Here is a 14061-nt window from a genome sequence, read left to right as displayed (position 1 = left end):
AATCGATGCACGAACGCTCTGATCTGATCAACTTCCTCTTCGGCAAGCTGAGCTGGGAGGCCATTCCGTACCACGAGCCGATCCTGGTCTGGACCTTCGTCGTTGCCGCTGCGCTGGGCATCGGGGTCACCGCCTGGGTCACCAAACAGCGCGCCTGGGGTCATCTGTGGAACGACTGGTTCTGCAGCATCGACCACAAGAAGATCGGCGTGATGTACATGGTGCTCGGCATCGTCATGCTGCTGCGCGGCTTCGCCGACGCCATCATGATGCGCGCCCAGCAGGCGATCGCCTTCGGCGACAACATGGGCTACCTGCCGCCGCACCACTACGACCAGATATTCACGGCGCATGGCGTGATCATGATCTTCTTCGTGGCGATGCCGTTCGTCACCGGGCTGATGAACTACGTGGTGCCGCTGCAGATCGGCGCCCGCGACGTGGCGTTCCCGTTCCTCAACAACTTCAGCTTCTGGATGACCACCGCCGGCGCGGTGCTGGTCATGCTGTCGCTGTTCGTCGGTGAATTCGCCAAGACCGGCTGGCTCGCGTATCCGCCGCTCTCGGGGATCGCCTACAGCCCGGATGTCGGGGTCGATTACTACATCTGGGCATTGCAGATCGCCGGTGTCGGAACCTTGCTGTCGGGCGTCAACCTGATGGTGACCATCATCAAGATGCGCGCCCCGGGCATGACGCTCATGAAGATGCCGATCTTCACCTGGACCGCGCTGTGCACCAACGTGCTGATCGTCGCCGCGTTTCCGGTGCTGACGGCGGTGCTCGTGCTGCTCTCGCTCGATCGCTACGTCGACACCAATTTCTTCACGAACGACTTCGGCGGCAACCCGATGATGTACGTGAACCTGATCTGGATCTGGGGTCACCCGGAGGTCTACATCCTGATCCTGCCGATCTTCGGCGTGTTCTCGGAAATCGTCTCGACCTACAGCGGCAAGCGCCTGTTCGGCTACGCCTCGATGGTCTACGCGACGGTCGTGATCACGATCCTGTCCTACCTCGTGTGGCTGCATCACTTCTTCACGATGGGCTCGGGTGCGAGCGTGAACAGCTTCTTCGGCATCACCACGATGATCATCTCGATCCCGACGGGCGCCAAGGTGTTCAACTGGCTGTTCACCATGTATCGCGGCCGCATCCGCTTCGAGGTGCCGATGCTGTGGACCGTGGGCTTCATGGTGACCTTCGTCGTCGGTGGCATGACGGGCGTGCTGCTGGCGGTGCCGCCGGCGGACTTCGTGCTGCACAACTCGCTGTTCCTGATCGCGCACTTCCACAACGTGATAATCGGCGGCGTGGTGTTCGGCGTGTTCGCAGGCATCACCTACTGGTTCCCGAAAGTCACCGGCTTCAAGCTCGATCCGTTCTGGGGCAAGTGCTCGTTCTGGTTCTGGTTCACCGGCTTCTGGTTCGCCTTCATGCCGCTCTACGTGCTCGGCCTGATGGGCGTGACGCGTCGCATGAGCCACTTCGACGATCCGTCGCTGCAGATCTGGTTCCAGATCGCCGCGTTCGGCGCGGTGCTGATCGCGCTGGGCATCGCGAGCTTCCTGATCCAGCTCTACGTGAGCATCAAGAACCGCGAGCAGCTGCGCGACCTGACCGGCGATCCCTGGGGCGGCCGTACGCTCGAATGGTCCACCTCGTCGCCGCCGCCGGATTACAACTTCGCGTTCACGCCGCGCATTCACGAGCAGGACGCCTGGTTCGACATGAAGAAGCGCGGCTACCAGCGTCCGATCGGCGGCTTCCTGGCCATTCACATGCCCAAGGGCACGGCGGCCGGCATCGTGCTCGCCGGTCTCAGCCTGGTCTGCGGTTTCGCGATGATCTGGCACATCTGGTGGCTGGCGGCGGCGAGCTTCGTTGGCCTGGTGGTCTCGGCCATCGTTCACACCTTCAACTACGACCGCGATTACTACATTCCGGTCGATGAAGTGGTGCGCACCGAGGGCGAGCATACGCAGCGGCTCGCGCAACTGGGTTGAGAGCTAAAGACATGGGACAAACTCAAACGATGAGCGCCGACGGCGCACCGGTTTTCTACGAGACCGAAGAGCATCACGTCGAAAACGGCACGATGCTGGGCTTCTGGCTCTATTTGATGAGCGACTGCCTGGTGTTCGCGGTGCTGTTCGCGATGTACGGTGTGGTCGGTGGCAACTACGCCGCGGGCCCGGGGCCGAAGGAGCTGTTCGACCTGCCGCTGGTGGCGGTCAACACCTCGATGCTGCTGCTGTCGTCGATCACCTACGGCTTCGCGATGCTGGAGATGGTGCGCGGTCGCAAGGGCGCGGTGCTCGGCTGGCTCGCGATCACCGGAGCGTTCGGCGCGGCCTTCATCGGGCTCGAACTCTACGAGTTCCATCACCTGATCCACGAAGGCGCCGGCCCGCAGCGCAGCGCGTTTCTGTCGGCCTTCTTCACGCTGGTCGGCACCCACGGTCTGCACGTCACTTTCGGCATCATCTGGCTCATCACGCTGATGGTGCAGGTGGGCAAGCGGGGCCTGACCGAGGCCAATCAGCGCCGCCTGAGCTGTTTGTCGCTGTTCTGGCACTTCCTCGACGTCGTCTGGATCGGCGTCTTCACCTTCGTCTATCTGATGGGAGCGCTGCGATGAGCGCCGCACACACTCACGATCACGACACTCCCAACGTCCATAGCCACGACCACGGTCATGGCCACGGTGGAGCCGCGCACGGCTCGCTGAAGAGCTACACGATCGGTTTCGTGCTGTCGGTGATCCTGACTGCGATTCCGTTCTGGCTCGTCATGGGCGACGTGCTGCCGAACAAGAACGCCACGACGCTGATCATCCTCGCGTTCGGCGCCGTGCAGATCGTCGTGCACATGATCTACTTCCTGCACATGAACACCAGTTCCGAGAGCGGCTGGAACATGCTCGCGCTGATCTTCACGCTGGTGCTCGTGGTGATCACGCTGAGCGGCTCGCTGTGGGTCATGTATCACATGAATGCCAACATGATGCCGTCGATGTCCGCGCACGAAATGCGCAACGTTCCGTAGCCGCCGCGGCTTCGGAGTCGGCCTTGTCCGAAACGCTGGAAGCCAGGCCAGCACCGCGCTCGAACGCGGTGCTGGCCTTTTTGCTGGTGATCGGCGGTGCACTGTTCGCCGGCTTCGTCGCGCTCGGAAGCTGGCAGGTCCAGCGGCTGTTCTGGAAGCTCGATCTGATCGAACGCGTCGAGGCGCGCGTGCACGCGGAGCCGGTCGCGCCGCCTGACGCATCGGCGTGGGCTCGCGTCGATGCGGCGCACGACGAATACCGCGCGGTGCGCATCACCGGTGAGTTCCTGCATGAGCGCGAGGCACTCGTGCAAGCCGTGACCGAGCGCGGTCCGGGCTTCTGGGTGCTCACGCCCCTGCGCACGACGGATGGCCATTACCTGCTCATCAACCGAGGCTTCGTCGAAGCCGATCGGCACGATCCGGCGACGCGCCCGCAAGGGCAGGTGAGTGGCACGACCGTCGTCACCGGCCTGCTGCGCCTGAGCGAGCCGGGGGGTGGATTCCTGCGTGACAACGATGCGGCGGCCGATCGCTGGTACTCACGCGACGTCGCCGCAATTGCCGCAGCTCGTGAACTGCCGGCGCAACAAGTCGCGCCGTATTTCATCGATGCGGATGCAAGCCCCAACGCGGGCGGCTGGCCGGTCGGCGGGCTCACGATCGTGAAGTTCCACAACAGCCATCTGGTCTACGCGATCACCTGGTTTTCGCTCGCGCTGATGGTGATCGGCGCTGGCGTCATCGTCTGGCGACGCGAGCGTCGCATCCGATAGCCGAAAAAAGACGCGTGCAGGCGGAATCTCGACAGGCCGAGCCGTTACGGCCGTAGCCCGAACTGCACGCAGAAAAGGGCTCCGGACCGAGGCAATCCGGAGCGCAAGCGCCCGACTGGGCGGTCAAACGCCGAGGCCGGTTTCGCAGGCCGTTACCAGACGTAGGCGTACTTGACGTTCACGCTGTCGTTGTCCGCATGGTTCCGTGCGTCGAAGGTGCTGGAGTAACGCAGCGTGATCGACTGGTTGGCGAAGGTGTGCAGCATCACGCCGATTCCGCCGTCGACCGCCCAGGCTTTTGGCGCGCCGTCGTGTGCTTCGGTGGTTTCGGCGTCCGCGCCGAGAAAGGGCTCGACCAGTTTGCCGAGCCGAAAACCCAGGCGATGATTCATGTGATAAGTCAGCCCCGGCGTGAAGCCCGCCGCGTTCTCGCCCTGCCAGACCACGCCCAGGTTGCCGGTGATGCCCAGGCTGTCGGTGGCACGCCAATCCCAGAACAGGCTCGACAGGTTCTTCCACTTGCGGTCGCTGACGTCGGTTGCGCCGATCGGAATCTGGAAGAACGATTGCAGCCCGAGCGTCACCCCGTCGGCCGGCTTGAACCACACCGCCGGCCCGGTCAGCGGATCGCCGATGCCGCCGACATATCCGCCGGAGCCGTCGGTGGAGCGCACGCTGATCTCCGGCACGATGATCTCGTACGCCACGCCGATGCCCGGATGCGATTCCGGCGTCCAGAAGCGGACGTACTTGGACAAGCCGACCAGCGTCTGGGTATTGCCGACGTCCACCTTGTGGCCGCCGTCGTCGTAAGCCGTGTCGCTGTCGTTGAACGCGGCGTACTGCACGAACACGTTGAAGGGCTTGAAGCCCACCGGCAGCTCGTATTCGTGCGGGCCGATCACGTCGAGCGTCACCTGCGCCTGCGCGGGCTGCGTGGTCAGGCCGAACATCGCCAGCACCGACGCGGCCGCGTAGTGGAATTTCCCCGGTTTACCGCCGAAATTGCTAGTTTTCTTCATTGTCTTTTCTCCTCTTGCATCGTGGTTTGTCAGTAAAGCGATGCGGGTTCGATCAGCGGTTCGCGGGCAAAGCGCCCCCTGCACGGAGGCTTGCGAGCGCCCGCGCTGCGATGAATCCCGGTTATCAAGCGCCCGCCGCGAGGCGGGCGTTGCCTACTTGCTGGTGGCCGTCAGCGGCGGCAGCGTGCCCATGAACTCGACGTAGGCCACCAGATCCCAAATCTCGTCGGGCGTGAACACGTTGCCCCAGGGCGGCATCGGCGTTGCACCGCGGCCGCCCTCCTTGATGGTCTGGTAGACGTAGTCGGGATCGAGCCCTTTGCGGCCGACGAACAGCGGCGGCTCCTGTCCGTGGCAGAACGCGGCGCAACTTTCGTTGAAGGTGCTCTTGCCGCGCCCGATGCGGGCCTCGTCCTTGAGATCCACATCGGCTGCGCCCAGCACCGCCTGATCGTCCGACGGCGGCGGTGAGCCACCGGCTCGTAGAGCGCCGCTGGCCAGGCTGAGCACGGCAAGCAGCAACAGTCGCGTTTTCATTTCGGGTTGTTCCGTCTTTCTTTGAAAAATTGGCGCACGCCTGGCCCGTGGTCCGGCGCGATGCCTGCGCCGGACCACGGGGACGCGGTTTTAGTCGATCGATACCGCGACCAGCTGCGACGGCAGCCCGGCGCCGCCGATCGGCACCACCAGGAACTGCTTGCCGCCCGAGCGATAGGTCATCAGCTGGCCCATGGCGGCGCCGGGCAGCTTGAGTTCGCTGACCAGCGCACCGGTCTTGGCGTCATGCGCATAGAGGAACGGCTCCGGCTCGTTGAGCGTGGCCTGCGTGATCAGCGCATTGCCGCGCGACGACAGGCCGATGACGCTGTTGGTGCCTTCCGGCGCGATGAACAGCACTTTGTCGGTGAGCAGGATGTGGCTCTGGCGCGGCACGCCGAGACGATCCACCTTCAAGCCATGCAGCGCGGGCGAATCGACCGGGCCACGGCCGGCCGGAATGCGCCACAGCTGTTTGCCCGTATCCATGTCGTAGGCCGTCACCGCGGAAAACGGCGGCTTGAACAGCGGCAATCCCTGCGGACCGCCGACACCCGACCAGGTGCCGGTGTACTCGTACACGCCCGAGGTTTCCTTCTTGAGCTTGATGCCGAACGGGATCGTGAACGATGGCACGTACAACACGTTCGTGTTCGGGTTGTGTGCCGCGCCGACCCAGCTGGCGCCGCCGAGGACGCCGGGGACTTGCAGCGTGCCGGACTTGTCGGCCGTGGGCGGCGTGAACAAGGGGCCGGTGTTGTAGCGGGCGAAAATCTTCTTCGCCTGCTCCTTGAGCTCCGGCGTGAGATCGATCAAGTCGTCTTCGTTCGCGCCTTGCTGCACGAACGGCAATGGCCAGGTGGGGAAGGGCTGCGTCGGCGCGGCGTGTTCGCTCGCAATGGGCGACGGCGGAACCGGGCGCTCCTCGATCGGCCAGATCGGCTGGCCGTTGCTGCGGTCGAAGGCGTAGATGAAGCCCTGCTTGGTGATCTGCACCGCCGCCTTGATCTTCTTGCCCTTGACGGTCAGGTCCATCAGGTTCGGCGCCGTCGGCAGGTCATAGTCCCAGAGGCCGTGATGCACGATCTGGAAATGCCAGGCCCGTTCACCGGTCTTGGCGTTGACCGCGACCAGCGAGTCGCCATACAGGCCATCGCCCTTGCGCCAGCCGCCGAAGAAGTCGTTGTCGGGCGTCGAGATCGGCAGGTACACCAGGCCCAGTTCCTCGTCGCAGCTCGGCCGGGACCACATGTTCATGCCGCCGGCGGTCTTCCAGGACTGGTTCTCCCAGGTTTCGTTGCCCGGCTCGCCGGCTTGCGGCGGCGCATGGAAGATCCACGACTGCTTTCCGGTCTCCGCGTCGAAGCCGCGCACATCGCCCGGAGGGTGGTACTTGAGCGGCGGACGCCCGACCGCGAAGGAATCCAGCACCGCCATGGTCGGGATCACCTGGCCATTGCAGATCAGCGGCGCCGAGGTCGAGGCCACCAGCGAGCGATCCACCGGACGACGCAGGCCCTTGGTCAGATCGACGCGGCCATGGTCGCCCCAGCTGTCGACCGGCTTGCCGGTCTTGGCGTCGAGCGCGATCAGGTAGGCATCGCCGGTGCCGACGAACAGACGTTCCTGCTCCCCTTTCTTCCAGTAGCCCACGCCGCGGCTGATGAAGCCGAGATTGGGAGCGGTGCCGTCGACGTAGGCCTTCGGATCGTAGGTCCACAGGGTCTTGCCGCTGGCGCCGTCGATCGCCGAGACGATGTTGAGCGGCGAGGCGGCGTAGAGGATGCCGCCGATCGCGATCGGCGTGGATTCGTTGACCCAGGTGCGCAGCTCCGGGTTCTCCTCCGGAATGTCGTTGCCGGGCAGGTCGACGCGCCAGGCCACCTTCATCGACTTCACCGACTTCAGCGTGACCTTGTCACCGGCTTCGTAGTTGGAAGCCGCCTTGTCGCTCATGTACTCCGGCCAGTCGCCGACGGTTGCCGCCGCGAGCGCCGCGGGCAGGCTGCTCGAGCCCAGCAACAGGCCGAGGCTGGCGACCACCGTGCGATTGAAGAATTTTGGGCGCCCCACGCCCGTGACATGTCTCATTCTGTTCTCCTCCTGATTTGAACCCATACTGGGAAAAAGCCCGATGAGCGCGGCCGCATCTACGTGTCGGTATTCGCCGTTTGCCAGTGACCGTCCCACGGACTCGCCGGCGCTGGGCGCAGCCTCTGTGCCAAGCATCGGCGGGCCGGTGGACCGCTATCGTGGGGTGGGTTTTTTCTTTAATTAAGACAGAAGCTTGCGAGTGTTTCGCGGTTTCGCCGGGTGGCTTTTCCGGTCCCTCGAAGCGCTCGCCTGGGCGCCCCCGAACGCGAGTTGTGAAACAAATGTTTCAGCTGCTTTCCAGAGTTGAAGCGATTGTTTCCGCAGGTCCGGGCGCTGACCCGAAGGCAGCTCCGGCAACCGGACCGAAGGCGCCGCCGCCGGTCCGAGCCTGCCTGGCATGCTTGATGCGCATTGGAGGAGCGAATACGAAAAATGGAACAGTTGTCGCAGTGCGCTGGCTTGGAACGCGGGGCCGCTACAGCTGACAAACCACCATAGAGGCCGACTCGAATCGGCCCGGAGGAGAATTCGATGATCCACTCGGACCGGTCTCATGCCGATCGCGTGCAGTCCGTGGTGCGCAGCGGCTGGCGCAACAGCGACAACGGCGTCGACGCGCAGATCGCGCAATCCTGGGGGCGCTCGCTCGACAGCTACAAGATCGACGCCAATAGCGACAGCCCGCCGCTGGTGTTGAACCAGCAGGAGATCAAGCAGTACCGGCAGCCGCTGGAGCCGCTGCTGATGCTGGCCCGGAGCGGGATGGAATCGCTGTTCCGGCAGATCCACGGCGCCGGCTACGTGGTGATGCTCAGCGATGCGAACGGCATCGCCGTGGACATCATGAACGACCCGGTGCTCGACTCGGAGCTGCGCGAGACCGGGCTCTACCTTGGGTCGTGCTGGGGCGAGGACGTGGAGGGCACCTGCGCGCTGGGCCTCTGCACCGCCGATCCGCGGCCGGTGACGGTCCACCACGGCGAGCACTACCGTTCGCGCAACGGCAGCCTCACCTGCAGTGCCGCGCCGATCCGCTCGATCGACGGCAGCCTGCTAGCGGTACTCGACGCGTCCGCGATGTATTCGCCGGACGACAAGCGCAGCCAGCACCTGATCCTGCAGATGGTCAGCGCCACCGCGCGCATGATCGAGAATGCCGAGTTCCTGCGTCATTTCGAGAATCGCTGGGTGCTGCGCACCAGCATGCAGAGCGGCTTTCTCGAAGTGTCGACCGAGGGCCTGGTGGCGATGGAAGAAAACGGCACCATCATCGCCAGCAACGAAACCTTCCGCCGCATGCTCGGGCTCGGCAGCGCCTCGCTCGATGGCCATCGCATCGAGGAATTCCTGGGCCAGCGCCTGGCCCAGCTCGCGGGCGGACGCGACACCCAGATCTCCGAAGTGCTGCCGCTGCGCATCAGCGGCGGTGACCAGGCGCTGTTCGCCACCTTGCGGCGCCCGCGCGCAACGGTCCGCAATCTGCTGGAAGCGAGCGTGGTCGGGCGCAGGCCGCCCGCCGCCATCGCGGCGGCGGGCTCCGGCCTGGCCGCGCTGGCCGGCGGCGACGACAGGATGACCGACAACGTCAGCCGCGCGATGCGCGTGCTCGACAAGGGCATTCCGGTGCTGGTGCTCGGCGAGACCGGCACCGGCAAGGAGGCTTTCGCCAAGGCCATGCACGAGGCGAGTCGGCGAGCGTCCGCGGCGTTCGTCGCGCTCAACTGCGCCGCCATTCCGGACACGCTGATCGAGAGCGAGCTGTTCGGTTACCGCGACGGCGCTTTCACCGGCGCACGCGCCAAGGGCGCTCGCGGCAAGATCACCCAGGCCGATGGCGGCACCCTGTTTCTCGACGAGATCGGCGACATGCCGCTGAGCTTGCAGACGCGGCTGCTGCGCGTGCTGGCCGAGCGCGAAGTGGTGCCGCTGGGCGCCGACAAGCCGATCCCGATCGACATCCAGGTGGTCTGCGCCACGCATCGCGACCTGTCCAAGCTGGTCCGCGCCGGGGAGTTCCGGCAAGACCTCTACTACCGTCTCAACGGCGTGACGCTGCTGCTGCCGGCGCTGCGCGACCGTTCCGACAAGCCCGCGCTGATCCGCTCGGTGCTGCGCCTCGAAGCGGACGAGCTGCGGCTTCGCGACTACAGCATCGACGCCGAGGCGATGGAGGCCCTGCTGCGCTACCACTGGCCCGGCAATATCCGCCAGCTGCGCAACACCTTGCGATCGGCGCTGGCGCTCAGCGACGACCGGCCGATCGGGCTGGAGCATCTGCCGGGCGAAGTCCTCGACGGCGAGCTGCAGGCGCCGGCCGCGCCGCTCGCATCCGCGCCGACGTCATCCGGCAAGGCGGGCGCCACGCCCCTATCCGATCCCCTGCAGGAGCTGCAGCGGTCGGAGGCGCAATGGCTGGTGAAGCTGCTCAATCAGCATCGCTGGGGGCTGACCAGCGCCGCCGCCGCATCGGGCATTTCGCGGTCGACCATCTACCGGATGATGAAGCGGCACGGCATCGTGCAGCCGCGCTATCAGGGTCCGGAACAAACGTAGCAAAAATGGAACATTTGCTTCACGCGATCGAGATCGCAATGCCGGAGCGCAGAGCATGAACGAGACGAGCCTGCACATTCGCGAGGTGGTCGACGTGATCGGCGGGGCTCCGTCGATGCGCGACAGCCTGGTGCGGGATTCCTGGCGCCGCTGCGTCGACCAGCACGGGCTCGATCCGACCCGGCGGCAGCGGGCGCACGTATTGCCCGACAGCCGCCTGCGCGAGCATCGCGACCCACTGGAATCGCTGATCCGCACGGCCCGTTTCGGCCTCGAAAGCCTGTATCGGCAGGTCGCCGGCCAGGACTATGTGGTGCTGCTGTCGGACAAGCGTGGCATCAGCGTGGATTACATCGGCGACCGGGGCCGCGAAGGCGCCCTGCATCGCGCCGGGCTCACCCTGGGTTCGGACTGGTCGGAATCCCATGCCGGCACCTGCGCGGTCGGCGCCTGCATCGCCTCCGGCGAGCCCGTGGTGATCCATCGCAGCGATCACTTCGACGCCACCCATATTCCACTGACCTGCACCGCGGCCCCGATCTACGACGCGCGCGGCGAACTGGCCGCGGTGGTCGATATCTCGGCGCTGCATTCGCCGCCGGACAAGATCAGCCAGGCGCTGGCGCTGCAGCTGGTGCGCGCCAGCACCCTGCGGATCGAGCTCGCGCACCTGATGGCCTCGTTCCGCTCCGAATGGATCCTGCGTTTCAGCCGATCGCAGGAATTCGTCGACGTCGACCCTGAAGCCGCCATCGCCATCGACGCCTCGGGCCGCGTGGTCGGCACGACGCACGCTGGCCGCAAGCTGATGGCGCGCGCGCTCGGCCTGGACTGGCGCAGCATGCCGAGCCTGCTGGGCCGATCGTTCTCCGAAGCTTTCGACGTCGAGCTCGACGAGCTGCCGAGATTCACGCGCGCCCTGCCGACGTGCGACCGCTCGATCCGGCTCCGCAACGGCGAGCGCCTGTACGCCCACGCGGCAGAGCCGCACTCCAGCTCGGGCGGGCAGGCGCAGCGCTCCGCAGCGCCCGCCGCGTCGCGTGCGATTCCGGCCACGCTGCAGGGCCTCAGCGGCGGCGACGAGCAGATGGATCGCATGCTCGTGATGGCGGCCAGGCTCGCCGACCAGCCGATCGCCCTGCTGCTGCAGGGCGAAACCGGCTGCGGCAAGGAAGTGCTGGCGCGTGCGATCCACGACTCCGGCAAACACAGTGGTCCGTTCGTGGCGATCAATTGCGCCGCGTTGCCGGAAACGCTGATCGAGAGCGAGTTGTTCGGTTACGTTCCCGGCGCGTTCACCGGCGCCCGCGCAAGGGGCCGCAAGGGCCTCATCGAGGAGGCCCACGGCGGCACCCTGTTTCTCGACGAGATCGGCGACATGCCCTTGAGCCTGCAGGCGCGGCTGCTGCGTGTGCTGGCCGAGCGCGAAGTCGTGCCGCTGGGTGGATCGCGCCCGATACCCGTGAATCTGAGGATCATCTCGGCGACGCATCGCGAACTCGCCGATCACGTGCGCAGCGGCGCGTTCCGCGAGGATCTGTTCTATCGGCTCAGCGGCGCGGTGCTGCGCATTCCGGCGCTGCGTTCACGGCGCGATCTGGGATGGCTGCTGGACCGCCTGTTGCAATCGGGCGGCCGCAAGAGCAACGGCGCGCTGCGCCCGGTCAGGGTCAGCCGCGCCGCGCGTGAGGCGCTCGAAGCGCATCACTGGCCCGGCAACATCCGCGAGCTCGTCAACGTCGTGGAGCTGGCGCGCGTGCTCTGCAACGATGGCGTGATCGAGCTGGACGATCTGCCGGCACTGCGCGCCCAGGCAAGCGAGTCCACGGGCGTGGATGCGCAGACGCAGGCCGGTGACGGTGCGTCCAAGCTGGCCGCGCTGCTGCGCGAATGCCACTGGAACATCAGCGAAGCCGCACGACGGCTCGGCGTGGATCGCACCACGCTGCATCGCCGCATGCGGCGCATCGGGCTGGTGGCACCGAACCGACGGCCGCATTGAAGTCCCGGCGATCCGGCTCCGAAAGGCTCCGAAAGTCGACGCTGCGCGGGCAAGGAAGCGTTGCGGCGGCCCTGGAGCCGAAGCGCCTACAATGCGCCGATGTCTTCCCCGGCCGCCACCCGCAGCTCGCTGATCGCCTCCACGCGCGAGACGGTCGGCCAGCAGAACATGATGCAGCTGGTCCAGCTGCGCTGGATCGCGGTGGTCGGGCAGATCGTGACGATCGCCTACGCCACGCTGGTCTACGACATCGAGCTGCCGCTGCTGCCGATGTCGGCCGTCGTCGGCTTTCTCGTCGTGTTGAACCTGTTCAGCCTGTTCCGTCCGCGCGAGCACGGCGAAGTCAGCAACGGCGGACTCACGCGCGGCCTGCTGATGGACGTCTGCGCGCTGACCGCCTTGCTGTATCTGAGCGGCGGTGCGACCAACCCGTTCGTGTTCCTGTACCTGCTGCAGGTGACGCTCGCCGCGGTGCTGCTCGAAACCTGGGCCGCCTGCGTGCTGGTGATCGTGACCGGCTGCTGCTTCGCCGCCTTGATGCGCTACTACGTGCCGCTGCAGCTGCCGTCGTCCGATCCCGATGCGCTGTTCGAGTTGCACGTGCTCGGCATGCTGATCTGCTTCGTGCTCGACGCGGCGCTCGTGGTGCTGTTCATGACGCGCATCAACCGCATCCTGCGGCGTCGCGACGAGCGCCTGGCGGATCTGCGCCAGCGCGCGGCCGAGGAAGATCACATCGTGCGCATGGGCTTGCTCGCCTCGGGGGCGGCGCACGAGCTCGGCACGCCGCTCGCGACGCTGTCGGTGATCCTCGGCGACTGGAAGCGCATGCCGGTGTTCGCGCGCGACCCCGAACTGCTGCAGGAGATCGACGACATGCAGGTCGAGGTGCAGCGTTGCAAGACCATTCTGACCGGCATCCTGCTGTCGGCCGGCGAGGCGCGCGGCGAATCGCCTTCGGTCACCACGCTCGCGGGTTTCTTCGATGAGCTCGTCGACGAGTGGCGCAGTACGCGGCCGGTGGTCGACATGCGCTATGAGTTCGACCCCGAAAACGAGCTGCGCGACGACCTGCCCGTGGTCTCCGATCCGGCGCTCAAGAAGGTGATCTGCAACGTGCTCGACAACGCGCTCGAAGTGTCGCCGGCCTGGGTCGGCCTCGAGATCACGCGCAGCTACGACGATGCGCTGTGCCTGGTCGTGCGCGATCGCGGGCCGGGCTTTCCGTCGTGGATGATTCCGCAGATCGGCAAGCCGTATCAGTCGACCAAGGGCCGTCCCGGCGGCGGGCTCGGGCTGTTCCTGGTCGTCAACGTCGCACGCAAGTTCGGCGGCAGCGTGAGCGCGGAGAACCTGATCGGCGGCGGTGCTTCGGTGACTTTGAAACTGCCGCTCGCGGCGCTCGCGATCGGGGAGGGAGCATGAGCGAATCGGCGAGCCATCCGAACGAGAACGAGCGCCTGCTGCTGATCGTCGAGGACGACGCGGCGTTCGCGCGCACGCTCAAACGCTCGTTCGAGCGTCGCGACTGGCGCGTGATTCTGGCGACCAGCCTCGAAGAGGCCCGCGAGCTGCTGCGGACGCATGCGCCGACCAACGCGGTGGTCGACCTCAAGCTCGGCACCGAATCGGGCCTGGCCGTCGTGCAGGCGCTGCATCAGCACGACGCCGACATGCTCATCGTGGTGCTGACGGGCTTCGCGAGCATCGCGACCGCGGTCGAGGCGATCAAGCTCGGGGCCAGCAACTACCTCGTCAAGCCTTCGAACACCGACGATATCGAAGCTGCGTTTTCGCGGACGCCCGGCGAGGTCGACATTCCGGTCGCCGCGAGGCCCACATCGATCAAGACGCTCGAATGGGAGCGCATCCACGAGACGCTCGCGGAGACCGGCTTCAATATCTCCGAAACCGCGCGCCGGCTCGGCATGCACCGGCGCACCTTGGCACGCAAACTCGGCAAGCGCTTCGTTCCCTGAGAGACCGTGGGCCGGAGCGAAATAGCGCTGTAGCCGTCTATTTGCAT

Annotated in this window: 11 protein-coding genes; 8 read left to right on the top strand and 3 right to left on the bottom strand. The window is 65.9% G+C overall.

Going from position 1 to position 14061, the window contains the following annotated elements; genetic code table 11:
* Positions 1–5: 5 nt before the first annotated feature.
* Genes cyoB through WQQ_RS21300 form a run of 4 tightly spaced genes read left to right on the top strand, consistent with a single transcriptional unit; the run spans position 6 to position 3827 of the window.
* Complete coding sequence (gene cyoB, locus WQQ_RS21315) at positions 6–2009, top strand: cytochrome o ubiquinol oxidase subunit I (protein ID WP_007187344.1); 2004 nt, start codon at positions 6–8, stop codon at positions 2007–2009.
* An 11-nt stretch (positions 2010–2020) separates the two neighbouring features.
* Positions 2021–2644, top strand: coding sequence for a cytochrome o ubiquinol oxidase subunit III (gene cyoC, locus WQQ_RS21310; protein ID WP_007187343.1), 624 nt, complete (start codon positions 2021–2023; stop codon positions 2642–2644).
* Positions 2641–3051: a cytochrome o ubiquinol oxidase subunit IV gene (cyoD, locus tag WQQ_RS21305; RefSeq protein ID WP_007187342.1), complete on the top strand. Its 411-nt coding sequence runs from the start codon at positions 2641–2643 to the stop codon at positions 3049–3051. The genes cyoC and cyoD overlap by 4 nt, the downstream gene beginning before the upstream one ends.
* A 23-nt stretch (positions 3052–3074) precedes the next feature.
* Positions 3075–3827 (top strand): SURF1 family protein, encoded by a 753-nt coding sequence (locus WQQ_RS21300; protein WP_007187341.1) that lies wholly within the window; start codon positions 3075–3077, stop codon positions 3825–3827.
* Between the two features lie 152 nt (positions 3828–3979).
* Here the strand turns inward: WQQ_RS21300 and WQQ_RS21295 are convergent, their stop codons facing one another.
* The 3 genes from WQQ_RS21295 to WQQ_RS21285 all read right to left on the bottom strand — a co-directional run bounded on the left by WQQ_RS21295 (position 3980) and on the right by WQQ_RS21285 (position 7477).
* Positions 3980–4849, bottom strand: a complete 870-nt coding sequence (locus WQQ_RS21295) for a transporter (RefSeq protein ID WP_007187340.1) — start codon at positions 4847–4849, stop codon at positions 3980–3982.
* Positions 4850–5002: 153 nt separating this feature from the next.
* Positions 5003–5386, bottom strand: coding sequence for a c-type cytochrome (locus WQQ_RS21290; protein ID WP_007187339.1), 384 nt, complete (start codon positions 5384–5386; stop codon positions 5003–5005).
* A gap of 90 nt (positions 5387–5476) precedes the next feature.
* The gene (locus tag WQQ_RS21285; protein WP_083844690.1) at positions 5477–7477 is read right to left on the bottom strand and encodes an outer membrane protein assembly factor BamB family protein; all 2001 of its coding nucleotides are present in this window, start codon (positions 7475–7477) and stop codon (positions 5477–5479) included.
* Between the two features lie 534 nt (positions 7478–8011).
* On the opposite strand from WQQ_RS21285, the gene WQQ_RS21280 reads away from it, so the two are divergent.
* The 4 genes from WQQ_RS21280 to WQQ_RS21265 all read left to right on the top strand — a co-directional run bounded on the left by WQQ_RS21280 (position 8012) and on the right by WQQ_RS21265 (position 14014).
* A complete protein-coding gene (locus WQQ_RS21280; RefSeq protein WP_007187337.1) occupies positions 8012–10033 on the top strand; it encodes a sigma-54-dependent Fis family transcriptional regulator in 2022 nt (673 codons plus the stop codon).
* 55 nt (positions 10034–10088) lie between these two features.
* Entirely contained in the window at positions 10089–12035 is a 1947-nt protein-coding gene (locus WQQ_RS21275) for a sigma-54-dependent Fis family transcriptional regulator (protein WP_007187336.1), read from the top strand.
* 99 nt (positions 12036–12134) lie between these two features.
* Positions 12135–13460 carry an ATP-binding protein gene (locus WQQ_RS21270; RefSeq protein WP_007187335.1) on the top strand — a complete coding sequence of 442 codons (1326 nt, stop codon included), beginning with the start codon at positions 12135–12137 and terminating at the stop codon, positions 13458–13460.
* Complete coding sequence (locus WQQ_RS21265; RefSeq protein WP_007187334.1) at positions 13457–14014, top strand: response regulator transcription factor; 558 nt, start codon at positions 13457–13459, stop codon at positions 14012–14014. Before WQQ_RS21270 ends, WQQ_RS21265 begins: the two co-directional genes overlap by 4 nt.
* Positions 14015–14061 lie beyond the last annotated feature (47 nt).

The organism is Hydrocarboniphaga effusa AP103, from assembly GCF_000271305.1.
Taxonomy (GTDB): Bacteria; Pseudomonadota; Gammaproteobacteria; order Nevskiales; family Nevskiaceae; genus Hydrocarboniphaga; species Hydrocarboniphaga effusa.
The sequence above is the reverse complement of the archived record's forward strand: the minus strand, read 5'-3'. Positions and strand labels throughout refer to the sequence as shown.